Annotated in this window: 21 protein-coding genes; 13 read left to right on the top strand and 8 right to left on the bottom strand. The window is 69.0% G+C overall.

Annotated features, from left to right (window positions below):
* Positions 1–63: 63 nt before the first annotated feature.
* The 6 genes from ACWDX9_RS05195 (at position 64) to ACWDX9_RS05170 (ending at position 6,090) form a co-directional block, all read left to right on the top strand.
* Positions 64–1,218, top strand: coding sequence for an ABC transporter ATP-binding protein (locus tag ACWDX9_RS05195; protein WP_449949287.1), 1,155 nt, complete (start codon positions 64–66; stop codon positions 1,216–1,218).
* On the top strand, positions 1,211–2,305 hold the full coding sequence (locus tag ACWDX9_RS05190; RefSeq protein ID WP_449949285.1) for an ABC transporter ATP-binding protein: 1,095 nt from the start codon (positions 1,211–1,213) through the stop codon (positions 2,303–2,305). The genes ACWDX9_RS05195 and ACWDX9_RS05190 overlap by 8 nt, the downstream gene beginning before the upstream one ends.
* Positions 2,302–3,198: a carbohydrate ABC transporter permease gene (locus tag ACWDX9_RS05185; protein WP_364244379.1), complete on the top strand. Its 897-nt coding sequence runs from the start codon at positions 2,302–2,304 to the stop codon at positions 3,196–3,198. Before ACWDX9_RS05190 ends, ACWDX9_RS05185 begins: the two co-directional genes overlap by 4 nt.
* A gap of 73 nt (positions 3,199–3,271) precedes the next feature.
* Positions 3,272–4,024 carry a carbohydrate ABC transporter permease gene (locus ACWDX9_RS05180; protein ID WP_378525702.1) on the top strand — a complete coding sequence of 251 codons (753 nt, stop codon included), beginning with the start codon at positions 3,272–3,274 and terminating at the stop codon, positions 4,022–4,024.
* A 2-nt stretch (positions 4,025–4,026) separates the two neighbouring features.
* Positions 4,027–4,302: a DUF2160 domain-containing protein gene (locus ACWDX9_RS05175; protein ID WP_350728620.1), complete on the top strand. Its 276-nt coding sequence runs from the start codon at positions 4,027–4,029 to the stop codon at positions 4,300–4,302.
* 18 nt (positions 4,303–4,320) lie between these two features.
* A complete protein-coding gene (locus tag ACWDX9_RS05170) occupies positions 4,321–6,090 on the top strand; it encodes an ABC transporter substrate-binding protein (protein ID WP_350728619.1) in 1,770 nt (589 codons plus the stop codon).
* A gap of 116 nt (positions 6,091–6,206) precedes the next feature.
* On the opposite strand, the gene ACWDX9_RS05165 is transcribed toward ACWDX9_RS05170, so the two are convergent.
* The 6 genes from ACWDX9_RS05165 to ACWDX9_RS05140 form a co-directional block, all read right to left on the bottom strand.
* Positions 6,207–7,232, bottom strand: coding sequence for a dienelactone hydrolase family protein (locus ACWDX9_RS05165; protein ID WP_449949281.1), 1,026 nt, complete (start codon positions 7,230–7,232; stop codon positions 6,207–6,209).
* Positions 7,222–8,502, bottom strand: a complete 1,281-nt coding sequence (locus ACWDX9_RS05160; RefSeq protein WP_350728617.1) for a Gfo/Idh/MocA family protein — start codon at positions 8,500–8,502, stop codon at positions 7,222–7,224. The genes ACWDX9_RS05165 and ACWDX9_RS05160 overlap by 11 nt, the downstream gene beginning before the upstream one ends.
* 9 nt (positions 8,503–8,511) lie before the next feature.
* Entirely contained in the window at positions 8,512–9,795 is a 1,284-nt protein-coding gene (locus ACWDX9_RS05155; protein WP_449949278.1) for an extracellular solute-binding protein, read from the bottom strand.
* A gap of 45 nt (positions 9,796–9,840) precedes the next feature.
* Positions 9,841–10,707 carry a carbohydrate ABC transporter permease gene (locus tag ACWDX9_RS05150; RefSeq protein ID WP_449949276.1) on the bottom strand — a complete coding sequence of 289 codons (867 nt, stop codon included), beginning with the start codon at positions 10,705–10,707 and terminating at the stop codon, positions 9,841–9,843.
* Positions 10,691–11,656, bottom strand: a complete 966-nt coding sequence (locus tag ACWDX9_RS05145) for a carbohydrate ABC transporter permease (protein ID WP_350728614.1) — start codon at positions 11,654–11,656, stop codon at positions 10,691–10,693. Before ACWDX9_RS05145 ends, ACWDX9_RS05150 begins: the two co-directional genes overlap by 17 nt.
* Positions 11,657–11,870: 214 nt before the next feature.
* Complete coding sequence (locus ACWDX9_RS05140; protein WP_364244367.1) at positions 11,871–12,824, bottom strand: LacI family DNA-binding transcriptional regulator; 954 nt, start codon at positions 12,822–12,824, stop codon at positions 11,871–11,873.
* 179 nt (positions 12,825–13,003) lie between these two features.
* Between ACWDX9_RS05140 and ACWDX9_RS05135 the strand changes: the two genes are divergently transcribed.
* Positions 13,004–13,909, top strand: coding sequence for an NAD-dependent epimerase/dehydratase family protein (locus ACWDX9_RS05135; RefSeq protein ID WP_449949273.1), 906 nt, complete (start codon positions 13,004–13,006; stop codon positions 13,907–13,909).
* Here ACWDX9_RS05135 and ACWDX9_RS05130 read toward each other — a convergent pair.
* Positions 13,892–15,121: an RNA-guided endonuclease InsQ/TnpB family protein gene (locus ACWDX9_RS05130; protein ID WP_449949271.1), complete on the bottom strand. Its 1,230-nt coding sequence runs from the start codon at positions 15,119–15,121 to the stop codon at positions 13,892–13,894. The genes ACWDX9_RS05135 and ACWDX9_RS05130 overlap by 18 nt on opposite strands.
* Positions 15,122–15,255: 134 nt before the next feature.
* Here ACWDX9_RS05130 and ACWDX9_RS05125 point away from each other — a divergent pair, with 134 nt between their 5' ends.
* Genes ACWDX9_RS05125 through ACWDX9_RS05105 form a run of 5 tightly spaced genes read left to right on the top strand, consistent with a single transcriptional unit; the run spans position 15,256 to position 21,403 of the window.
* On the top strand, positions 15,256–16,128 hold the full coding sequence (locus tag ACWDX9_RS05125) for a 5-dehydro-4-deoxyglucarate dehydratase (protein ID WP_449949269.1): 873 nt from the start codon (positions 15,256–15,258) through the stop codon (positions 16,126–16,128).
* Positions 16,125–17,180 carry a mandelate racemase/muconate lactonizing enzyme family protein gene (locus tag ACWDX9_RS05120; protein WP_449949267.1) on the top strand — a complete coding sequence of 352 codons (1,056 nt, stop codon included), beginning with the start codon at positions 16,125–16,127 and terminating at the stop codon, positions 17,178–17,180. Before ACWDX9_RS05125 ends, ACWDX9_RS05120 begins: the two co-directional genes overlap by 4 nt.
* Entirely contained in the window at positions 17,177–19,111 is a 1,935-nt protein-coding gene (locus tag ACWDX9_RS05115) for a DUF6807 family protein (RefSeq protein ID WP_449949264.1), read from the top strand. Before ACWDX9_RS05120 ends, ACWDX9_RS05115 begins: the two co-directional genes overlap by 4 nt.
* A gap of 56 nt (positions 19,112–19,167) precedes the next feature.
* Positions 19,168–20,166, top strand: coding sequence for an acyltransferase family protein (locus ACWDX9_RS05110; RefSeq protein WP_449949261.1), 999 nt, complete (start codon positions 19,168–19,170; stop codon positions 20,164–20,166).
* Between the two features lie 13 nt (positions 20,167–20,179).
* Complete coding sequence (locus tag ACWDX9_RS05105) at positions 20,180–21,403, top strand: acyl-CoA dehydrogenase family protein (RefSeq protein WP_449949258.1); 1,224 nt, start codon at positions 20,180–20,182, stop codon at positions 21,401–21,403.
* 184 nt (positions 21,404–21,587) lie between these two features.
* Here the strand turns inward: ACWDX9_RS05105 and ACWDX9_RS05100 are convergent, their stop codons facing one another.
* The gene (locus ACWDX9_RS05100) at positions 21,588–22,178 is read right to left on the bottom strand and encodes a DUF6879 family protein (RefSeq protein ID WP_449949255.1); all 591 of its coding nucleotides are present in this window, start codon (positions 22,176–22,178) and stop codon (positions 21,588–21,590) included.
* 62 nt (positions 22,179–22,240) lie between these two features.
* On the opposite strand from ACWDX9_RS05100, the gene ACWDX9_RS05095 reads away from it, so the two are divergent.
* A complete protein-coding gene (locus ACWDX9_RS05095; RefSeq protein WP_449949252.1) occupies positions 22,241–22,801 on the top strand; it encodes a kinase in 561 nt (186 codons plus the stop codon).
* Positions 22,802–22,811: the final 10 nt, after the last annotated feature.

The following is a 22,811-nucleotide window of genomic DNA, read 5'->3' as shown; positions in this document are numbered from 1 at the left end:
TCACGGCTGGCCCGACATCGAATCGTGATTACCCATCCGTAACATTCTGCACAGCAACACCACATGCCCTCTTTGCACACAGTTACAGATCATGTTAGATGGAGGCGAGCAGAGAGGACCGGCACAGTGACGCTGATTCTCGATGGCGTCTTCGTACGGCAGCGCGGGGAGACCTGGCTTGACGACGTTCGCCTGGAATTATCCAACGGAATGACCACACTCGTCGGCCCGATGACCGCGGGAAAAACGACATTGATGCGCGTCGCCGCCGGACTGTTACCGCCGGATTCGGGCCGCGTCGTGGTCGACGGAAAAGACGTCACCGCGATTTCGGTGCGGAAACGCTCGGTCGCCTTCGTCTATCAGCAATTCATCAATTACCCCTCCCTGACCGTCCACGAGAACATCGCCTCTCCCCTCCGCCTCGACCCGAAGTTCCGGGGCGCGGGGATCGACCGCCGGGTGCGCGAGGTCGCCGAGCTCATGGGCATCGCGGGGCTCCTCGACCGCCGCCCCGCCGAGCTGTCGGGCGGCCAGCAGCAGCGCACCGCCATCGCCCGCGCGCTGGCCCGCCCCGTGGACCTGCTGCTGCTCGACGAGCCGCTGGCCAACCTGGACTTCAAGCTCCGCGAGCAGTTACGCGCCGACCTGAAGACCATGTTCGCCGACTCCCCCGGCGTGGTCCTCTACTCCACGGCCGACCCGAACGAGGCGCTGACGTTCGCCGCCCCGACCGTGGTCCTGGGCGAGGGCAGGATCCAGCACGTCGGCGACGTGGCCGAGATGTACGCGCACCCGCCGACGCTGGCCGTTGCCGCCACGCTCAGCGACCCCCCGCTCAACCTGCTGCCCGGCGTCGTACGGGACGGCCGGATCGAGGTCCTGGGCACGTCGTTCCCCGCGCCCCGCGCGCACGCCTCGGGCCGCGAGGTCGTGCTCGGCATCCGCCCCCACCAGGTGAGCATCGAGCGCGCCGGCCCGGGGGCGCTGGAGCTGCCCGCCGAGATCAGGCTGGCCGAGGTGACCGGCAGCGCGACGTTCGTGCACCTGCTCCTGCAGGGGAGCGTGCACCTGGTCGCGCACCTGACGGGCACCCGGCTGTTCACGCCCGGCGAGTCCGCGGTCGCGTACGTGGACCCGGCCCACGTCTTCGTCTTCGACGAGGACGGCGGGCGCCTGCTCGCCACCAGCGCCGCGGAGGTCGACCTGCATGGCTGACATCCGCCTGGAAGGCGTGGGCCACAGCTACGACGGCGGCGAGACCTGGGCGCTCAAGCCGATGACCTGGACCTGGCAGAGCTCCCGGGCGTACGCGCTGCTCGGCCCGAGCGGCTGCGGCAAGACCACACTCCTGAACATCATCTCCGGCCTGCTCACCCCCACGGTGGGCCGGATCTTCTTCGACGACCGCGACGTCACCGACGTACCCACCTCGGGCCGCAACATCGCGCAGGTCTTCCAGTTCCCGGTCCTGTACGAGGAGATGTCGGTCTACGACAACCTCGCCTTCCCCCTCCGGAACCGGAAATATCCGAAGAAGGAGATCGACGAGCGGGTCCGCGAGGTCTCCCGGCTCCTCGGCCTCGACCACCTGCTCGGCCGCAGGTCGCGCCGCCTGGACGCGGGCCGCCAGCAGATCGTCAGCCTGGGCCGCGGCCTGGTGCGCTCCCAGGTGGCGGCGGTGCTGCTGGACGAACCGCTCACCGTGGTCGACCCGGCGCTGAAGTGGACGCTGCGCAGCAAGCTCAAGGAGATCCACCGCGACACCGGCCACACGCTCGTCTACGTCACGCACGACCAGACGGAGGCGCTGACGTTCGCCGACGAGGTCGTGGTGCTCAACGACGGGGCGATCGTGCAGGCGGGCGAGCCGGCCGAGCTGTTCCTGTCACCGGCGCACGAGTTCGTGGGGCACTTCATCGGCTCGCCCGGCATGAACATGCTCCCGGCCGAGATCGTCGGCGACGTCGTACGCGTCGGCCAGGCGGACGTCGGCCTGGCCGCCGGCGAGCTGCCTCCCGGGCCGGTCAGGATCGGGGTGCGCCCCGAGTTCGTCGAGATCAGCGGCGCGGGCCGGTCGCCGGGCGTGCCGGCCACGGTGACCGGGATCGACCGGATGGGCGCGTACGACCTGGTCCACGCCAGGGTCGGCGAGCACCCGATGATCGCCAGGACCGAGGCGGGCTCGCCCTACCGGCCCGACTCGGTCGAGTTCCTCCACTTCCCCGCGGACCGGACGTTCCTGTTCCGGGACGAGGTCAGGTGCGGCTCCCTCGCGCCCTTGAACGGAAGGGGTACGGCGTGACGGAGGTCCAGGAGGAGCCGCGGGCCGCGGACCTGAAGCGGAAGGACAACCGGGCCTGGTTGCTGGTGCTGCCGGTGGTCGTGTCGGTGGCGTTCACCGCCGTGATCCCGCTGATGACCGTGGTCAACTTCTCCGTGCAGGACGTCTTCAACCCCAATGACCGGATCTTCGTGGGCCTGGACTGGTTCCGCTCGATCTCGCGCGACCCTGAGGTGCGCTCGGCGTTCGTGCGGACGCTGCTGTTCTCGGCGCAGGTGCTGCTGCTGGAGATCCCGCTCGGGGTGGCGCTCGCGGTGGTGATGCCGCGCCGCGGCTTCTGGGTGTCGGTGGCGCTGGTGCTGGTCGCGCTGCCGCTGCTCATCCCCTGGAACGTGGTGGGCACGATCTGGCAGATCTTCGCCCGCGGCGACATCGGGCTGGGCGGCTGGACGATCAACAACGTCCTCGGGATCAACTTCAACTACACGCTGGACTCCACGGACGCCTGGATCACGGTCCTGGTCATGGACATCTGGCACTGGACGCCGCTGGTGGCGCTGCTGGCCTACGCGGGCCTGCGCTCGATCCCGGAGCCGTACTTCCAGGCCGCGCAGATCGACGGCGCGTCGGCGTGGGCCACGTTCCGGCACATCCAGCTGCCCAGGCTGCGCGGGGTGCTGACGATCGCGATCCTGCTCAGGTTCATGGACAGCTTCATGATCTACACCGAGCCGTTCGTGGTGACGGGCGGCGGCCCGGGGAACGCCACCTCTTTCCTCAGCATCCTGCTGTCGAAGATCGCGGTCGGGCAGTTCGACCTGGGCCCGGCCGGCGCGTTCTCGCTGCTCTACTTCCTGATCGTGCAGATCCTCTGCTACGTCTTCTTCACCGTGCTGACCAGGTCGGGGAGGTGACCCGATGGCCAGACGCACCGAACGGCGACTGCCCTGGGCACGGACGGTCTTCTGGCTGTACGTGGCCACGCTGATGCTGCCGCTGCTGTGGATGTTCGGCATGTCGATCCGGCCGAACGAGGACATCCTCGGCAGTTTCTCGCTCATCCCGCAGCGCGTGACGTTCGACAACTACGCCACTTTCTTCTCCGACTCCTCCTGGTATTCGAGCTATCTGAACTCCATCATCTACACCTCGATGAACGCGGTGATGTCGCTCGTCGTGGCGCTGCCGGCGGCGTACGCGTTCTCGCGGTTCCGTTTCGCCGGGGACAAGCATCTGTTCTTCTGGCTCCTGACGAACCGCATGGCGCCGCCGGCGGTGTTCCTGCTGCCGTTCTTCCAGATTTACCAGAGCGTCGGGCTCTTCGACACGCACCTCGGCGTCGCCATCGCGCACATGCTCTTCAACGTGCCGCTCGCCGTGTGGATTCTCGAGGGCTTCATGTCGGGAATTCCCCGGGAAATAGACGAGACCGCGGCGATCGACGGCTATTCGCTGCCGCGTTTCTTCATTCGTATATTCCTGCCGATGATCCGGTCCGCGATCGGCGTGACGCTGTTCTTCTGCTTCATGTTCAGCTGGGTCGAGCTGCTGATCGCCAGGACCATCACCTCGGTGAACGCCAAACCGATCGCCGCCACGATGACGCGGACGGTGAGCGCGGCGGGCGTGGACTGGGCGCTGCTGGCGACGGCGGGCGTGCTCACCATCGTCCCCGGCGCGATCGTCATCTGGTTCGTCCGCAACTACATAGCCAAGGGATTCACCATGGGGAGGGTCTAGGGATGCTGGAGTGGATGGTCTGGACCGTCCCGACGGCCCTGGTGTTCGCCGGGCTCGCCCTGCTGCTGGTCGTCATGGCGGTCTGGGCCCGTGTCTCCCCTCCCGTGGCCAGGCGCGGCTTCCTGCGCATCGAGACCGACCGTGGCGACCGGCTCTACATCGGCCTGATCAGCGCGGCCGTCGTGCTGGCCGGCTGGATAGCTGTCACCGACCTGTCCATGTGGCTCGCACTCGGTTGCGCGCTGCTGGTGGCGGTCGTGATCGGGATATGGGGCTAACAGAGGAGGAGCCGAGCGATGAGGCATCGGGCAGGCAGGTCCGCGGCGGTAGGTCTGGCCGCGCTCGTCCTGGTAGTGGCCGGCTGCACGCAGGGCGCGAAGAAGCCCACGAGTGATTTCAAGGAGTCCGACGGCAAGGCCGCGGCGCAGCGGTGGGTGACGGAGGAGTTCACGCCGAGCACCCTGTCCAAGGACCAGCAGCTGGCGGAGATGGACTGGTTCATCAAGGCCGCGGCGCCGTACCGGGGCATGCAGATCAACGTGGTCTCCGAGACGATCACCACCCACGAGTACGAGTCTCAGACACTGGCCAAGGCGTTCACCGAGATCACCGGGATCAAGATCAAGCACGATCTGATCCAGGAGGGTGACGTCATCGAGAAGCTGCAGACCCAGATCCAGGGCAACCAGAACATCTACGACGCGTACGTCAACGACTCCGACCTCATCGGCACCCACTCGCGCGGCGACTACGTCTTCCCGCTGTCCGACTACATGGCCGGCGAGGGCAAGAACGTCACCTCGCCCACGCTCGACCTGGACGACTTCATCGGCATCAGCTTCACCACCGGCCCCGACAAGAAGATCTACCAGCTCCCCGACCAGCAGTTCGCGAACCTGTACTGGTTCCGCTACGACTGGTTCACCGACCCGGAGATCAAGAAGCAGTTCAAGGCCGCGTACGGCTACGACCTGGGCGTCCCGGTCAACTGGGCGGCCTACGAGGACATCGCCGACTTCTTCACCAACAAGATCAACGGCAACGGGACCATCGACGGCAAGAAGGTCTACGGCCACATGGACTACGGCAGGAAGGACCCGTCGCTGGGCTGGCGCTTCACCGACGCCTGGCTGTCCATGGCGGGCAACGGCGACCCCGGCATCCCCAACGGCCTGCCGGTGGACGAATGGGGCATCAGAGTCGAGAACTGCCGCCCGGTCGGCTCGTCGGTCACCCGCGGCGGCGACGTCAACGGCCCCGCGGCGGTCTACGCGCTCACCAAGTACGTGGACTGGCTGAAGAAGTACGCGCCCCGGGAGGCCGCGGGCATGAACTTCAGCGAGGCGGGCCCGGTCCCGGCGCAGGGCAACATCGCCCAGCAGGTCTTCTGGTACACCTCGTTCACGGCCGACATGACCAAGCCGGGCCTGCCGGTCGTCAACAGCGACGGCACGCCCAAGTGGCGCATCGCGCCGAGCCCGCACGGCGCCTACTGGAAGCAGGGCAACAAGCTCGGCTACCAGGACGCCGGCTCGTGGACGCTGCTCAAGAACACGCCGCAGGACCGCCGGGCCGCGGCCTGGCTGTACGCGCAGTTCGTCACGTCGAAGTCGGTGTCGCTGAAGAAGTCGATCAAGGGCCTGACGTTCATCCGCGACTCCGACATCCGCAGCGACTTCTTCTCCGAGAACTCCAAGAAGTACGGCGGGCTCATCGAGTTCTACGCCTCGCCGGCCCGCAAGCAGTGGACCCCGACCGGGACGAACGTCCCCGACTATCCCAAGCTCGCCCAGCTCTGGTGGCAGAACGTGGCCACCGCGGTGACCGGTGAGACGACCGCCCAGCAGTCGATGGACAACCTGGCCAAGCAGCAGGACGAGATCCTGGCCCGGCTGGAGCGGCGCGGCTACGGCGGCAACTGCGCGCCGAAGCTGAACCCGGAGCGGCCCGCCCAGTACTGGCTCGACCAGCCGGGCGCGCCCGCGCCGAAGCTGGCCGACGAGCGGGGCAAGCCGGAGACGCTCGACTACGACAAGCTCATCGCCACGTGGAAGTCGGGTAACTAGCCGCTGAGATGGATCCGCAGCGAAGCGAGGACATCCATCTCAGCCCGCCGAGCTGGCTCGGCCAATGAACGCAGAGCGCCGCCGCCCGGGGGCAGGGCCCGGGCGGCGGCATTCTCCTAGGCCTTCAACCGCTGAGCCAGCCAGTCGAAGGCCTGCTCCTGCCTGGTCACGTCGAAGCTGTGGGGCACGTCTGCCCACACCGCCTCGTAGGCGTCAGGAGCCTCGCGATAACGTTCCTCGATCATGGTGTGCGCCCGGCGCATGCCCGGCTCGGGGAAGAGCTCGTCGCGCAGGGCGTACTGGACCATGAGCGGCTCGGGCGCGCGGGCGGCCACCAGGTCGGGCCAGTCGCCCAGACGCGGCAGCCCCGGCGGCCAGAGCATCCAGGTGTGCTTCTCGACGTACCCGTCGATCATGTCGCGGTAGGACGAGACCATCGCGGCGACCACGACGGCCCGCATGTCAGGGTCGAACGCGCCGAGCAGCGCGGCCCGCAGGCCGCCTCCGGAGAGCCCGACGCATCCGACGGTGCCCACGTCGGGCCTCGATCGGAGGTACGCCGCCGCGGCCAGGTCCTCGCCCGCCGCCACGCCCGCGAAGGACGTGCCGAGCGCGGCGCAGTACTTGGCGACCACGTGCTCGTGGTCCCTGGCCGCCGCGTCGTAAGCGCCGGGCTCGCCGACGCCGAGCGGGAAGCGGCGGCTCCCCCAGGTGAGCACGTCGGGGGCCAGCACCACGAACCCGCGCCGGGCGAGCTCGTTCGCGTACGCGCGACCGCCGTACAGCAACTCCCGGACCCGCCGCACCTCGGGGGAAGGTTCGGACGGGCCGTCGGCGATCTTCTCCTTGCCCACCCACTTCATCCCGCCGTGGCAGTGCAGCGCCACCACCCCGGGCAGCGGCCCGGCCGCGTCAGCGGGACGCAGGAGGTAGGCGTGGGTGCGCGGCCCGAACCCCACCGACCAGGAGAGCTCCTCCCCGGCGAGGTCCCCGTCCGTCCACGAGCGCTCGACCCGCACGTCACCGGCGGCCAGGTCGAGCACCCCCATCGCGGCGCGAGCAGCCCGCCGCAGCTCGGGCCCCGGAAGAGACGGGTACGGCCCGAGCTGCGCGGCGGCGACCTCGGCCAGCTCAGCGAACACGCGTGCCGTCGTCCACCAGGTGCACCGGCTCGCCGGTCGCGGCCGACACGTTGGCCGAGTGGCCGGTCAGCACGCTGCGGATCCCGTCGCGGTAGCCGGCCTGCCGGGCCAGCGGGTCGTCGCCGGGGCCGCGGAAGACGTCGTTCAGCAGCAGCCGGTCGCCGCCGCCGTGGCCGCCGGCGCCGCTCTCGATCGGCACCTCCTCCGCCTCGCTCCAGTGGCGGTGCAGGGTGAGCTTCTCCCAGGAGTCGGTCTTGTGCTTCTTGGAGGCGGAGCTCGGGTCGATGGCCGCGTGCGGCGGGGTCCACGCCCGCTCGACGACCTCCAGCTCCAGCCGCCCGCCCGTGCCGTTGAACGCCACCCGGTAGCCCTCGGCGGGCGCGTAGGCGTTCAGCGCGTAGGTGAGCACGGCGCCGTTGGTGTAGCGGACCATCACCGACATGGTGTCGTCGATGGTGATCCCGTCGCCGAAGACGTCCTGGTCGCGGAGGTAGCCGTCCTCGTGCTCGGCGTCCAGGTAGAGCCGCTTGAGCCGGGGGTCCTTGGAGATGTCCAGGATGAACGGGTCCGTACCGAGACCCGGAGCGCCCTGGCCCCGGACCGGACGGTCGGTGACGCCGCGCTCGCGGGCGTTCTCCGAGCCGTAGAAACGCAGGTCGGCCTGGGCGAAGACGGTCTGCGGGGCGGCGGCCAGCCACCAGTTGACCAGGTCGAAGTGGTGGGTGGACTTGTGGACGAGCAGCCCGCCCGAGTTGATCCGCTCGCGGTGCCAGCGGCGGAAGTAGTCGGCGCCGTGGATGGTGTCGAGCGTCCACTCGAAGTGCACGGACGTCACCCGGCCGATCGCGCCCTCCTGCAGCAGGCGGCGCACGGCCGAGTTACGCGGCGAGTAGCGGTAGTTGAACGTGACGATCAGCTTGCCGCTGCTGCGCTCGGCCGCCTCGGCGATGGCCGCGCAGCCCTCGGCGTCGACGGTCAGCGGCTTCTCCACGATGACGTCGCGCCCGGCGTCGAGCGCCGCGCACACGTACCGGGCGTGGGTGGCGTCGACGGTGGTGACAATGACCGCGTCGGCGAGCTCGAGCACCTTGTCGAACTCATCGGGCGCGAAGCGCGGCACCTCGTGACCGATCCGCTCGACGTAGTAGTCCATGCGGGTCCGGTTCGTGTCGCACAGGGCGACGATGGTGCCGGCGTCGCGCCACTCCCCGAGCAGCGCGTCGACATACATCTGCGCACGATGCCCGAGCCCGACGAACGCGTACTTCATGTCTCTCCTTCAGCCTGCGATCGAGGCGTTGGCCTCGGTGATGAACTTCTGCGCGGCGTCGTCGGGGGTCATCCTGCCGAACAGGACCTCCTCGGAGTAGCGCGTGAGAATGTCTTCCATGGCGCTGGCGCCCTTCGGCGGAGCGGCCGGCGGGTCGGCCAGCTCGCCCTTGACCTTGTCGAGGAACTCCAGCGTCTTCTTGTCCGTGGGCGGCAGCTTGTCCTTGACCGCCGTCAGCACCTTGGAGCTGGCCGGCAGGCCGCGGTCGCTGAGGATGATCCCGCCCGCCTCAGGGTCGTTGATCATGAAGTCGATGAACTTGGCGGCCTCGGCCGCGTGCTCGGACTTCGACGAGGCGGTGTAGAACATCGCGGGCTGCAGGAACATGCCGCCGGTGGTGGCGCCCGGCAGCTTCGGCATCCGGAGCAGGTCCACGTCCTTGCCGGACTTCTTGGCGATGCCGCCGAGCTGGTTGCTCCACCACATGCCCATCGCGCCGGTGCCGGTGGCCAGCAGCGACTGGTCCACGCTCTGGGCGCCGATCTCGGCGGTCTTGGCGGCGTCGGGCGAGCCCTTGGTCTTGATCAGGTTCTGGTGAGTGGCCCACCAGGCCTTGATCGTCTCGGGTGAGACGCCGATCTTGTTGCCGTTGTAGAAGGGCTCGCCCTTCTGCGCGGCGAAAATCTGGAGGTAGGCCGGGTTGAAGCTCTGCTGCGTGCCGTAGATCTTGCCGGCGCTCTTCTCGCTGACCTTCGACGCCAGGTTGACGTAGTCGTCCCACGTCCACTTGGTGTCGTCGGGGAGCTTCTGCCCCGCGGCCTCCAGCTCGGTCGGGCTGACGACCAGGGAGAAGGCGTTGACGCCGGTGGGGATGGCGAACTGCTTGCCGTCGATGGCGCCGGTGGCCAGCACCTTGGGGTCGATGTCGCCGGTGTTGACCGAGCTGGCCAGGTCGGCCAGCGTGCCGCGGTCGGCGTACTCGCGCAGGCCGCGGATCTCGAGGGTGATGACGTCCGGCGCGTCGCTGGCGGCGACCTTCGTGGACAGCGACTCGTAGTATGCCGCGAAGTCGGAGAACTCGCCCTCGACGTCGATGGTCGGGTTCTTGGCCTCGAACTTCTTGATCGCCTCTTCGGTCATCTGCTGCCGCGCGGCGCTACCCCAGTAGGAGAAGCGCAGCTTGATCTTGCCATCGGCGCTTTCGCCGCCGCTGCCGCTGCCGCAGGCCGCGGTGACCGCCAGCATCGCGGTGGCGAGCAATGCCGCCGACCACACCTTCTTGCCAGAGCTCACGGCTCTACCTCCTAGGGGTTTCCTCTTGTTGGGGGGTGGATGGAGCTACTTCAGCCCCGTCGTGGCCACGCCACGGATCAGGTACTTCTGGCCGGCCAGGAAGAAGCCGAAGATGGGACCGAGCGCGATGATCGACATGGCGAACATGGGTCCCCATTGCGAGTCGCTGCTGGCGTCCAGGAACGTGCGCAGCGCGACCGGGACGGTGAAGTTGTCCGGGTTGTTGAGGTAAAGGAGCTGGCTGAGGAAGTCGTTCCACGTCCAGATGAACGTGAAGATCGCGGTCGTGGCCAGCGCGGGCAGGCAGAGCGGCATGACCACTCTGATGAAGATGCGCCAATAGCCCGCTCCGTCGATCTCGGCCGCCTCGTCCAGCTCCCTCGGCAGCGTACGGATGAACTGCACCATGAGGAAGACGAAGAACGCGTCCGTCGCCAGCACCTTGGGCATCACCAGCGGCCAGATCGTGTTGATCAGCTCGAGCTTCGAGAACATGATGTACTGCGGCACGATCACGACGTGGTGCGGCAGCATGATCGTGCCCAGCATGATGGCGAACCAGAGCTTCTTCAGCGGGAAGTTCAGCCGGGCGAAGGCGTAGGCCGCCAGCGAGCAGGCCACCAGGTTGGCCACCACGGACAGCGCGGTGACGACCGCGGAGTTCCACAGGTAGTAGCCGAAGGGGTGCTTCAGCGCCGTCCAGCCCTCGGTGTAGTTGTCGAAGGTGACCTGGCTGGGCCACAGCCCCGGCTCCCGGAAGATCAGCTCCTCCGGCTTCAGCGAGCTGGAGATCATCCAGAGCAGCGGATAGAGCATGACCAGGCCGAAGCCGATCAGCAGGATGTGCTTGACCACCGGCCCGCCCTTGAGGGGGCGGAACAGCACCGGGAGCGGCCTACTTGGTGTCGCCATAGAAGACCCAATACTTAGACGCGAGGAAGTTCACTCCGGTCAGGGCGGCGATGATGAGCAGCAGGATCCACGCCATCGCCGCGGCGTAGCCCATGTCGTAGCTCTTGAACCCCTTCAGATAGAGGTAGAGCGTGTAGAAGAGGGTGGAGTCGGCCGGGCCGCCCTTGCCGTTGCTGACGATGAACGCCTGCGTGAACGACTGGAACGACTTGATCACCTCGAGCACGAGGTTGAAGAAGATGATCGGCGTCAGCAGCGGCAGCGTGATCGAGCGGAACTGGCGCAGGGTCCCGGCGCCGTCCACCGCCGCCGCCTCGTAATAGCTGCTGGGGATCTGGCGCAACCCGGCGAGGAAGATGATCATCGGGGCGCCGAACGTCCACACGTGCAGGAGGATCAGCGTGCCCAGCGCCGTGTCGGGGTCGCCGACCCAACCGGGCCCCTGGATGCCGAAGATCGACAGCGCCGCGTTGACCAGGCCGTCGGCGCCGAAGACCTTGCGCCAGAGGATCGCGATCGCGACGCTGCCGCCCAGCAGCGAGGGCAGGTAGAAGATCGAGCGGTAGAACGACAGCCCGCGCAGCCCCCGGTCGAGCACCAGGGCCAGCGCCAGCGCGAAGGCCAGCTGCAGCGGGACCGACACGACCACGTAGATCGTGGTCACCTTCAGCGAGGACATGAACCTCTCGTCCTCGGTGAACATCTTGATGTAGTTGTCCAGCCCGACCCACTTGGCCTCCTTGAGGAGGCTGTAGTCGGTGAAGGACAGGTAGAGCGAGGCGATGATCGGGCCGACCGTGATGACAAGCAGGCCGACGAACCAGGGCGCCAGGAACAGGTAGGCGGCCCTTGCCTCGCGGCGGGCGCGTAGGGAGCGGGGTCCGCCTCCGCCGGCCTGCGTGGCCGGTTCGCGCGGGGCTCGGGTCTTCACCGCCACCGTGTCAGCCATGACGGAACTCATTCGTCATTCACGGACCTTCCGGCGAGATGTGAATGGATAGCGCTTTCCTATAGCTGGCGGGAAAGTTACGTCAACCCTTTGCAGACGTTACATAGCCGTTACCGATATATCGTTACGACGTTGTCCCAGGTAGAGAGCCTGCCCGTCCGAGAAGTCAGATGAATTCGCTGCTCAGTTAGTACAACCGTTTGCAGCCGACCCGCTACCGTGGCGGAGCAGTGGAGTCCCTGATCACCAGGCGCGTCTCCAGCGAGGTGGTGGCCGTGACCTCCTGGATGAGCAGATCCACGGCGAGCCGGCCGGCCGCGGCGGTGGGCATGGCGACAGTGGTGAGCTTGGGGCGGTTCAGCCGTCCGGAGACGATGTCGTCGATCCCGATCACGCTGACGTCCCGCGGCACGCTCAGCCCCAGGTCACCGAGCCCTTCGATGAGCCCGATCGCCACCAGGTCGTTGTAGGCGAGCACGCCGGTCGCCCCGGAGTCCCGCACCCGCCGCGCGGCGGCGAGCCCGCCCCGCTCGGTGGGCGCGTTGGGGCCGATGACGACCAGCTCGACACCCTCCACCTGTTCGGCGGCCGTACGGATCTCCGCGCTGGTCCACGAGCCGGCCGGGCCCGACACGAGCGCCACGCGGCGGTGGCCGAGCCCGGTCAGGTGCTCGACCGCCAGCCTGGCCCCGTGGCCGACGTCCATCAGCACCGTGGCGGCGCCGCGCAGCCGCCGGTTGATCACCACGAACGGCACCCGCGCGGCCAGCCGTTCCAGCGCCTTGTTGGACGAGCGCGGGCTGCACAGCACCAGGCCGTCCACCTGTTTGGAGAACGCCTGCACCAGCTCCTCCTCGGTGGCCGCCTCCTCGTCGGTGTCGGCCACGAACAGGTGGTAGTCGCGCTGCCTGGCCGCCGAGTGGGCCGCCTTGATCAGCGGGGGGAAGAACGGATTGGCGATGTCGGCCACGATCAGGCCGAGGTTGTGGGTGCGGCCCGTCGTGAGCGCCCTGGCCGCCCGGTTGGGGCGGTATCCCAGCTCCTCGGCCACCGTGAGCACCCTGGTACGGGTGGCCGCGTTCACCATGTGCGGTGCGGAGAACGTCCGCGACACGGTCGATACATGGACACCGGAAGCCCGGGCCACATCACGAATCGTCACTGTCACAGTCGCCCACCCTAACGCAACCGCTTGCAGAATCCCTGAGTACCATGAAAGCGCTTGCCGCCCCGTTGCATCAGGAAACCCCTGCTCCAGCGAGGGGGGCGAAATCACCCCTTGACGACCTCGCCCTGAGGACACAAAGGTTTAGTGCAACTGTTTGCAGTCTTGAAGGAGCCCTCACGGTGAGCAGAGTCCTCGTCACCGGAAGCGCAGGACGCCTCGGCCGTAGCGTGGTCACCACGCTCGCGGCGGCCGGGCACGAGGTCATCGGCGTCGACCGAACGCCCGGCACGCCATCCGAGGCCGCGATGGCCTTACCGGCCGATCTCACGGACACGGGCGAGACCTTCGAGGTCATCGCCCGGTTCCGGCCCGAGACCGTGATCCATCTGGCCGCGATCGCGACCCCGTTCAGCCTCCCGGAATCGGTGATCTTCAAGGTCAACACCCAGCTCGCGTTCAACGTCTGCGAGGCTTCCGTCGCGCTGGGCGTGCGCGGCGTGGTGGTGGCCAGCAGCCCCACCGTCATCGGGTACGGCGCCCCCGGCGGCTGGGCGCCCGCGTACCTGCCGATCGACGAGGAGCACCCGGTGCGCCCGTGGAACGCGTACAACCTGTCCAAGGTCACGGCAGAGCAGACCATGAAGGCGTTCGCGCTGGCCGGGACGACCAGGATGGCCGCGATCAGGCCGTGCTTCGTCATCCCGCCCGAGGAGTGGGCGGGCGCGCCCACCCAGTCGGGCCACACGGTGCGCGAGCGCCTCGACCGGCCGGAGCTGGGCGGGGTCTCGCTGTTCAACTACATCGACGCCCGCGACTGCGCCGACATGATCACGGTGCTGGCGGGGGCGCTGCCCGAGCTTCCCAACGGCGAGGTGTTCTTCGCCGGGGCCGCGGACGCGCTGGCCCGCAAGCCGCTCGCCGACCTGCTGCCCCAGGTCGTGCCCGGCACCGAACCGTTCGCCGCCGGTCTCACCGGCACCACCCCCGCCTTCTCGATCACCAAGGCAGAGCGCCTGCTCGGCTGGCAGCCCAAGCGGAGCTGGCGCACCGAACTGAAGGAAGCTGAGTCAACTACCGCCGGCTGACGCCGGTGGTTTGCTCTCACGGTCCCGTCTGGCTGAAGGGAGGCCGATAGCGTGTGGCTGGTTGACAGCAGCCCAGCCCGCCGCGCCGCGTGCGGCGACGTTGCGGGCCGCGATGTGATCGGCGTGCCCAGCGAGGCCACACCCGGTGCAGACGAACCGGCCCCGCGCGGGCCGATTCGCTTTGGCGACGCACCCGCACCGCGGACAGGCCTGCGAGGTGTAGGCGGGGTCGACCAGGAGGAAGGCGATCCCGGCCCGCGCGGCCTTGTAACGGGTGAACGCGATCAGCTGGGCGAACGCCCAGCCGTGCAGGGTGCGCCGCTGGAACCGATGAGCCCTTACCCGCCCGCGGATACCCCGGAGATCCTCCAGGGCGATCCCGCGGCCGGTGCGTTCGGCTTCGCGCACCACGTGTGTCGAGAGCTGGTGGTTGAGGTCGGTCATCATCCGGTGCTCACGCCCGGCCACGCGACGCAGCACCCGCCGCGCCGAACTCGTGCCCTTCCTCTGCAACCGTCGGCGTTGCCGATGCCGCCGCTCCCGCAGCGTGCGGACATGGCCATTGTCGGTGATCGGACCAGCCAAAGCAGGGCCGGGCAGCACCGCACCATCAGAGGTGACCGCCAGGTTCGCCACCCCTTGATCCACCCCCAGGAAGCCGTTGACCGGTTCCTGGACGATGGGTCGGGGCAGGGTGACACTCACCTGCAGCAGCCAAACGCCGCGCCGAAAGATCAGGTCGGCCTCCCCGCGCGGCAGCGTGTCGACAGCCTTCAGGTCTTCCGGCCGGCCCGCGTAGGGGACGTGCAAGCGGCCGGTGGGAGTCCACAGCGACACGATGCGGGCATCCCGGTTCCAGGTCATCAGACGTGCGTCATAGGGAACGGCGCCGTGCGGCCGGAAAATGTGAGCTCGCTTCTTGCTGGCGCGTCGGTTGGCATAGGTGCCGGCGACCCGGGCAATCGCCCGCACCGCTGCCTGCGCACCCAGCCCGGGAAGGTGGACGCGTGCCGCATGGTAAGCCAGCCGGTGCAGTTCCAGCACGGCGAAGATCCGATGTTGCCAGGCCAGCCGAGAGACGAAGGTGGCCGCCTGGTTGCACGTCTCCACCGCTGCCTTGAGGGCGTCGGCCTGATCGGGGGTGGGCGAGAGCCGCAGTTGAACCACCGACGGCAGACCTTGCCGCTTGACGGCCGAGCGGCGGATCGCCATCGCGCACCTCCCGTCACTGGGGTCCCGTCCATCGCGAATATTACCGATTGTTATCAAGTGTTTCCATACTGTTTTCGAAAGGAGGGTGGCGCTTCACCGGTCCTGATGGACCGGCTCTTCGCGCCACAACTCACATGGACCTGAGCGGTGTGCTGTTCTTCCCCGTGACACCCTTCGACGCCGACGGCCGGCTCGCCGAGGAGGTGCTGGCCGAGCACATCCGGCAGGGCATGGAGCACGGTCCCGGCGGCGTGTTCGTGGCGTGCGGCACCGGCGAGTTCTCGGCGCTGTCGGAGGCCGAGCACGCGCGGGCGGTGCGGGTGGCGGCCGAGGTCGTGGGCGGGCGGGTGCCGGTGTTCGCGGGCGCGGGCGGCCCGCTCGGCACGGCGCTGAACCAGGCGCGGGCCGCGCGCGAGGCGGGCGCCGACGGGCTGCTGCTCATGCCGCCGTACCTGGCCCAGGGGCCGGGGCACGGCTTCGCCGCCTACGTGGCGGCGGTGGCCGCGGAGCTGCCGGTGATCGTCTACCAGCGGGGCTCCGTGGTGCTGGAGCCGGAGGCAGTGGTGGAGCTGGCCGGGATCCCCGGGGTGATCGGGCTCAAGGACGGCGTCGGCGACATCGACCGGATGCAGCGGATCGTGCTGGCGGTGCGGGAGGCGTACCCGGACTTCCTGTTCTTCAACGGGCTGCCGACGGCCGAGCTGACCATGCCCGCCTACCGGGGCATCGGCGTGGAGCTGTACTCCAGCGCGGTGTTCGCGTTCGCGCCGGAGATCGCGCTGGCCTATCTGAACGGTGACGAGCGGCTGCTCACCGGCTTCTACGCCCCGCTCGTACGGCTGCGCGGCAAGGTCCCCGGCTACCCGGTCGCCCTGGTCAAGGCCGGGGTACGGCTGCGCGGCCTGGACGTGGGCGCCGTCCGCCCGCCGCTGGTCGAGCCGACCGACGAGCACCTGGAGGAGCTGGAGGCGCTGATCAAGACGGGGCTGGAGCTGGCCGCGTCATGACGATCGCCGACCTGCGTACCTCGCTGCGGACGGCCCCGCTGCCGCGCCCCTGGGGTGCGGACGTGCCGGCCAACCACGTGGTCGTGTGCGAGGTCACGCTAAAGGACGGGCGGACCGGCACCGGGTTCTCGTGGACGCCGCAGATCGGGGCGCACGCCGTACAGGCGCTGCTCGACCACGACCTGCGCGAGGCGCTGATCGGGCTGCCCGCGCACCCCGAGGTGGTGTGGGACCGGCTGTGGCGGCACCTGCGCGAGGCGGGTCCCGGCGGGATCACCACGATCGCGCTGGCCGGGATCGACCTGGCGTTGTGGGACCTGCGCTGCGGTGACAGCGGCCTGACCGACGTGCTGGGCCGGCGGCGCGACGAGGTCCCGGTCTACGGCAGCGGCGTCAACCTGCACTACCCGCTGGAGGAGCTGGTGGAGCAGGCGCGGCGCTGGGTGGCGGCCGGGTACCGGGGCGTCAAGATCAAGGTGGGCCGGCCCGACCTGGCGGAGGACGTGGCCAGGGTGGCCGCCGTCCGCGAGGTGATCGGGCCCGACCGGCTGCTGATGATCGACGCCAACCAGCGGTGGGACCTGCACCGGGCCAGGCGGGCTCTTTCCGCGTTGCGGGAGTTCGGGCTGCACTGGATCGAGGAGCCGCTGCCCGCCGACGACGTGGCCGCGCACGTGGAGCTGCGGCGCTCCACCGACGTGCCGGTGGCGGTCGGGGAGAACGTCTACACCACCTACGGCTTCCGCGACCTGCTCGCGGCCGGGGCGTGTGACATCGTCCAGCCGAACGTGGTGCGGGTCGGCGGGATCACGCCGTTCCTGCGCATCGTGGAGCTGGCCAGGACGTACGACGTGCCGGTCTATCCGCATCTGCTGAGCGAGGTGTCCGGGCAGCTCGCGCTGTCCCTGCCGCTGCCGGTCATGGCGGAGGACGTGGAGGACGCGTCGTTCGCGGCCCTCGGGCTGCTGGCGGAGCCGTACCCGGTGCAGATTTCCGACGGGGTCCTGCGGGCTGGCGCGCACGCGGGGCTCGGACTGAGGTGGTCGCGATGAAGGTGGTACTCGCTGGTGCGCACGGCCATGGGCGGCACCATCTGGGCAATCTGCGCAGGCTGACCGACCAGGGGCTGATCGAGCTGGCCGGGATCTGCGACGTGGTGCCCGTCGAAGTGGACTTCGGCTCGCCGCTGCAGTCGCCCGACCTGGGCGAGCTCCTCGCGAAGACCGGCGCGGAGATCACGGTCATCTGCACGCCGATCCACACGCACGCCGACCTCGCGGTGACCGCCCTGCACGCGGGATCCCACGTGCTGCTGGAGAAGCCGCCCGCGGCGAGTCCCTCCGCGCACGCCCGGATCGCCGCGGCGGTGGCGGAGACGGGGCTGGCCTGCCAGGTCGGCTTCCAGTCGCTGGGCTCGGCGGCGGTCCCCGCGCTGCGCTCGCTGATCGCCGACGGCACCATCGGGCGCGTACGCGGCATCGGCGGCGCGGGCGCCTGGGAGCGGCCCTCGACCTACTTCACCCGGTCGGCCTGGTCGGGCAAGCGCCGGCTCGACGGCGTGGACGTGGTGGACGGCGCGCTGACGAACCCGTTCGCGCACGCCGTCGCGACCGCCCTCGCCCTGGTGGACGGCCCTGTCGCGGAGATCGAGGCCGAGCTCTACCACGCCCATCCGATCGAGTCGGACGACACGTCCTGCCTGCGGATCCGACTCGACGACGGCTTCGTGATCACGATCGCGGTGACGCTCTGCGCGACCGGCCGGAGCGAGCCGTACCTGGTCGTGCACGGCGACGCGGGCCGCGCCACGCTCGTCTACACGCAGGACCGGCTCAAGGTCGAGCTGCCGGACGGCACGGTCACGACGACCGCGTACGAGCGCACCGACCTGCTGGAGAACCTCATCGACCATGTCCGCACGGGCGCCGAGCTGATGGTGCCGCTGTCCGCCACGGAGACGTTCACGCAGGTGCTGGACGCGGTGCGGCTGGCTCCCGAGCCGCTGCCGATCCCGGAGCGCTACCAGGACGTCGAGCGGGACGCCGCCTCGGGCGAGGTCACGCACCGGTTCCTGCCGGGCGTCGCCGACCTGACAGCCCGCAGCGCCGAGACGCTGTCGCTCTACTCGGAGCTGGACGTCCCGTGGACCCGGGTGGAGCTGCTGGCCTCCGGGCGGGCGGTGGCCTCGTACGAGCTGCGGCCCGACCTGCCGGCCACCGACTCCCCGCGGCCCTACCTCCACGGGGTGCGGACGCTGGGCGGGGTCGAGGTCACCGAGGTGCGTCCCGAGGACCACGTGCACCACCTCGGGGCCGGGGTGGCGATCTCCGACCTGGGCGGGGCGAACTTCTGGGGCGGCCGCACGTACGTCAAGGACCAGGGGCCCGCCTGGCTGGACGATCACGGCACGCAGCGGCACCTGTCGTTCTCCCGGCTCGACGACTCAGGCTTCGTCGAGCACCTGGAGTGGGCGGGGCCCGGCGGGCGGCCGGTGGCGCGCGAGGAGCGGACCGTGACGGCCCGGCCGTTCGGGGACTTCTGGGCGCTGGACTTCGCGTTCACGCTCACCAACCTCACGGGCGCGCCGCTGGAGGTCCGGAGCTCGGCCACCAAGGGGCGCGTGGGCGCCGGGTACGGCGGCTTCTTCTGGCGCGCCCCCGGCACCTCCACCGCCCGGATCGCGCTCCCCGGGGACGAGGAGGCCGTGCACGGCAGCCGCGACCCCTGGGTCGCCCTGTCCGGCACCACGCCGGAGGGGCGGGACTGGACGCTCGTCTTCGTGCAGTCGGACGGCGACCCGTGGTTCGTGCGGGTCGAGCACTATCCGGGGGTCGGGCAGGCGCTGGCCTGGGACCGGCCGCTCGTCGTCGAGGACACGCTGACCAGGCGGGTCGTGACGGCGGTGGTGGACGGCAGGCTCGACGCCGCCACCGCGGCCGCGCTGGCGGACACGGTACGCGAAACGACACCGGCCCTTCGGTAAGCCCTCACTCGGCGTTTCCTGGCGGTTACGCGTTCGGTGGCTAGGGTGCGTGATCTGTGACCTCTCCCGCCACTGTGGACACCCGGTCCGTGACCGCCAGGGACCCGTTCTTCGACAACGCCAAATACCTGGCCATCCTGCTCGTGGTGTGCGGTCACCTCATCGAGGACCAGCGGGACCACCCCATCGCCCACGCGCTCTACTTCTACGTCTACGTCTTCCACATGCCGCTGTTCATCGTGCTGAGCGGCTATCTGTCGCGCCGGTTCACGTTCTCGGCGGGGAAGGCGCGCAAGCTCATCTCCACGCTGGCGGTGCCGTACCTGATCTTCGAGGTGGCGTACTCGCTGCCGCGGCTGATCCTGTACGGGAAGTTCGAGCTGACCCTGCTGGATCCGTACTACCTGACCTGGTTCCTGCTGTCGTTGTTCCTGTGGCGGCTGTCGACGCCTGTGTGGCAGCAGCTCAGGTGGCCGCTGGCGGTCGCGGTCGTGCTGTCGCTGCTGACCGGGATGAGCGCGCTGCCCGACGAGCTGGCCATGAACCGGACGTTCGCGCTGCTGCCGTTCTACGTGCTCGGGCTGATGCTCAAGCCGGAGCACTTCGCGTGGCTGCGCAGGCCGTACATGCGGCTGACCGGCTTCCTGACGCTCGGGCTGGGGCTGGCGGCGGCGCTGCTCGTGCACGACCAGGTGCCGACGGAGTGGATCAGATGGCGGCTGTCCAACTCGGCGCTGCACGTGGACGACCTCACCGGCACGGCCGTGCGGCTGGGGCTGCTGGTGGCCGGGGCGGTGCTGGTGGCGGCGTTTCTGGCGGTGACCCCGGCGCGGCACACGTGGTTCAGCGATCTGGGCTCGGCCACCATGTACGCGTACCTGCTCCACGGGTTCGTGGTCAAGGTCGCCGAGCGGTTCGAGCTGGGCGTGCCTTTGTCGATCCTGCTCGGCGTGGCCGCCGCCACCCTGCTCTGCACGCCGCCGGTGCGCAAGCTCTTCCACTGGGCCGTGGAACCGCGCATGTCCTGGGCCTTCACGCCGCTCCGCCGGCCGTGACACGGTGGCGGGTATGGCCATCGACTTCACCCTCGCTCCCGAGCACGAGGAGATCCGCAAGCGGGTCCGCGCCTTCATCCAGGGGACCGTCATTCCCGCCATGGAGGAGGTGAAGGAGTCCGACCGGGACGCCTACCTCCGTACGATCTTCCGGCTCCGCTCCCAGGCCAAGGCCGAGGGGCTGTGGCTGCCGCACATGCCGAAGGAGTGGGGCGGCATGGGGCTGGGCCACGTCGAGCTGGCCATGGTGCAGTCGGAGGCGGCCAAGACCCGCGTCGGGCCGTGGGTGCTCAACTGCATGGCCCCGGACGAGGGCAACATGCACACCCTCCTGCACTGGGCGACGGACGAGCAGAAGGAGAAGTACCTGCGGCCGCTGCTGGAAGGCACGCAGATGTCCTGCTTCGCCATGACGGAGCCGGAGGTGGCGGGCTCCGACCCCACCCTGATCCGCACCACGGCCGTCCGGGACGGGGACGAGTGGCTGATCAACGGCCACAAATGGTTCATCTCCAACGCGCGCCGGGCCAACTTCGCGATCCTCATCGCGCGGACGGAGCCGAACGTGCCCGAGGGCTCGCGCGGCGCGAACACCGCCTTCCTCGTCGACCTCCCCGACCCGGGCTGGAACGACGTGCGCGAGGTCGAGACGATGCACGGCTCCACGGGCCACAGCGAGATCGTCATCACCGATCTCCGCGTGCCCGACGGCCAGATCCTGGGCGGTCGCGGCAACGGCCACCGCCTCGGCCAGTACCGCCTGGGCCCGGCCCGGCTCGCCCACTGCATGCGCTGGATCTCCCAGGCGGAGACGGCCCTGGACATGATGGTCGAGCGCGCGCTCAACCGCTACAGCCACGGCTCGCTGCTGGCCGAGAAGCAGGGCATCCAGTGGATGATCGCCGACTCGGCCATGGAGCTGTACCAGTGCAAGCTGATGGTCCTGCACGCCGCATCCAAGATCGACAAGGGTGAGGACTTCCGTACGGAGGTGTCGATGGCCAAGCACTTCGTGGCCAACAGCCTCAACCGGATCGTGGACCGGGCGATCCAGGTGCATGGCGCGCTGGGCTACTCGACGGACACGCCGCTGGCCGGCATGTTCCAGCACGCCCGCTGGGCCCGCTTCGCCGACGGCGCCGACGAGATCCACCAGATGCGCATCGCCGAGCGCACCATCGCCGCCTACCGGGCCACCGGCTCCACCAACTCCGCCACCGGCGGCCTCCCCCTGTGACGCCGACACCGCCGGCCTGCCGGGCTCCCGCTGCCACGGCTTCAGGCGGTCGTCACCTGGGGCGGCTTCAGACGGTCGTTATTCGGAGGCCACGGCTTCAGACGGTCGTTATCCCGGGGCGGCGCCTTCAGACGGTCGATATCCGCAGCCGGCTTCAGACGGTCGTTTTCCAGGGGCGGTGGCTTCAGACGGTCGTCGCCCGGGGAGCCGGCATCGTCACGATCTCCCGCTCGTAATAGGCCCGGAAGTCCTCCCCGGCCGCGAACAGCTTGTCGAGCTCGCCCCGGCACGCCGCGATCACATCAGGGTCGTCGATCCGCCTCGCGCCGCTGTGGGTCCCGCAGGCGTCGTACGTCACCTCGTACATGACGGACGACCCCAGCACGACGAGCTCCGGCAGGCGCCGGTCGATCTCGAGGTCGGACACCTCCGCCGCGTCGAGCACCCGCACCTGCTCGGCCACATCCACCCGCAGCGCCAGCACGTGCATCTCCCACTGCAGGTACGGGGTGACGGGTTGCTCGACGATCCGGATCCGCCGGCAGGGGTAGACCCTGCCCCGGCCCCCGTCACCCGTGTCGTCGACCAGCTTGAGCGAGCGTTCCCAGTCGCAGTCCATCATCGCGAGCCAGCTCGGCTCCCCGGCCTCGAAGCGCTGAATACGCTGGAGTTTCCAGAGCACGTCATCAATGTTCCGGAAATTCGGCCAGAAATCGTCAAGATATCCGTCCGCACTTAGCAAGACTCCCGATATCTCGTGAATGCGCTCAAGCATATGACGACCGTACCCATCAGATTCGCGGCACGAACCCGTGAGCAGCGGCTACGCTGGCCGCGATGCTCACACAATTGATCGTCCTGCGCGGCAACTCCGGCTCGGGCAAGACGAGCGTCGCCCGAGCCCTCCGCAAGGCGTACGGCAGGCGCGGCCTCGCGGTGGTGAGCCAGGACGTGCTGCGCCGCGACATCCTCCGCGAGCTCGACGTCCCGGACGGCGTCAACATCGGCCTCATCGACACCGTCACCCGCTACGCGCTCGACCACGGCCACCACGTCATCCTCGAGGGCATCCTCACGGCCGGCAGGTACGCCCCGATGCTCCAGTCCCTGCGCGAGGACTTCCCCGGCCGCAGCAGCTTCTTCTACCTCGACATCCCCTTCGAGGAAACGCTCCGCCGCCATGCCACCCGCCCGCAGAGCGCGGAGTTCGGCCCGGACATGATGCGCGAATGGTACATCGAGCGGGACCTGCTGCCCGGCGGCTACGAAACCGTCATCGATCAGAACAGCTCGCTCGATGAAACGGTACGACGGCTGCTCTCCGAAACACTCGAATGCGCAGAAACCCACAATTACCAGAAATCCACCCGATCCCCAGCAAATCACCTCATCAGCTAATCGCTTATAC

It is taken from the genome of Nonomuraea sp. NPDC003201 (assembly GCF_053590415.1).
Note: the sequence above shows the minus strand (reverse complement) of the source record. Positions and strands in the feature narration are given on the sequence as shown.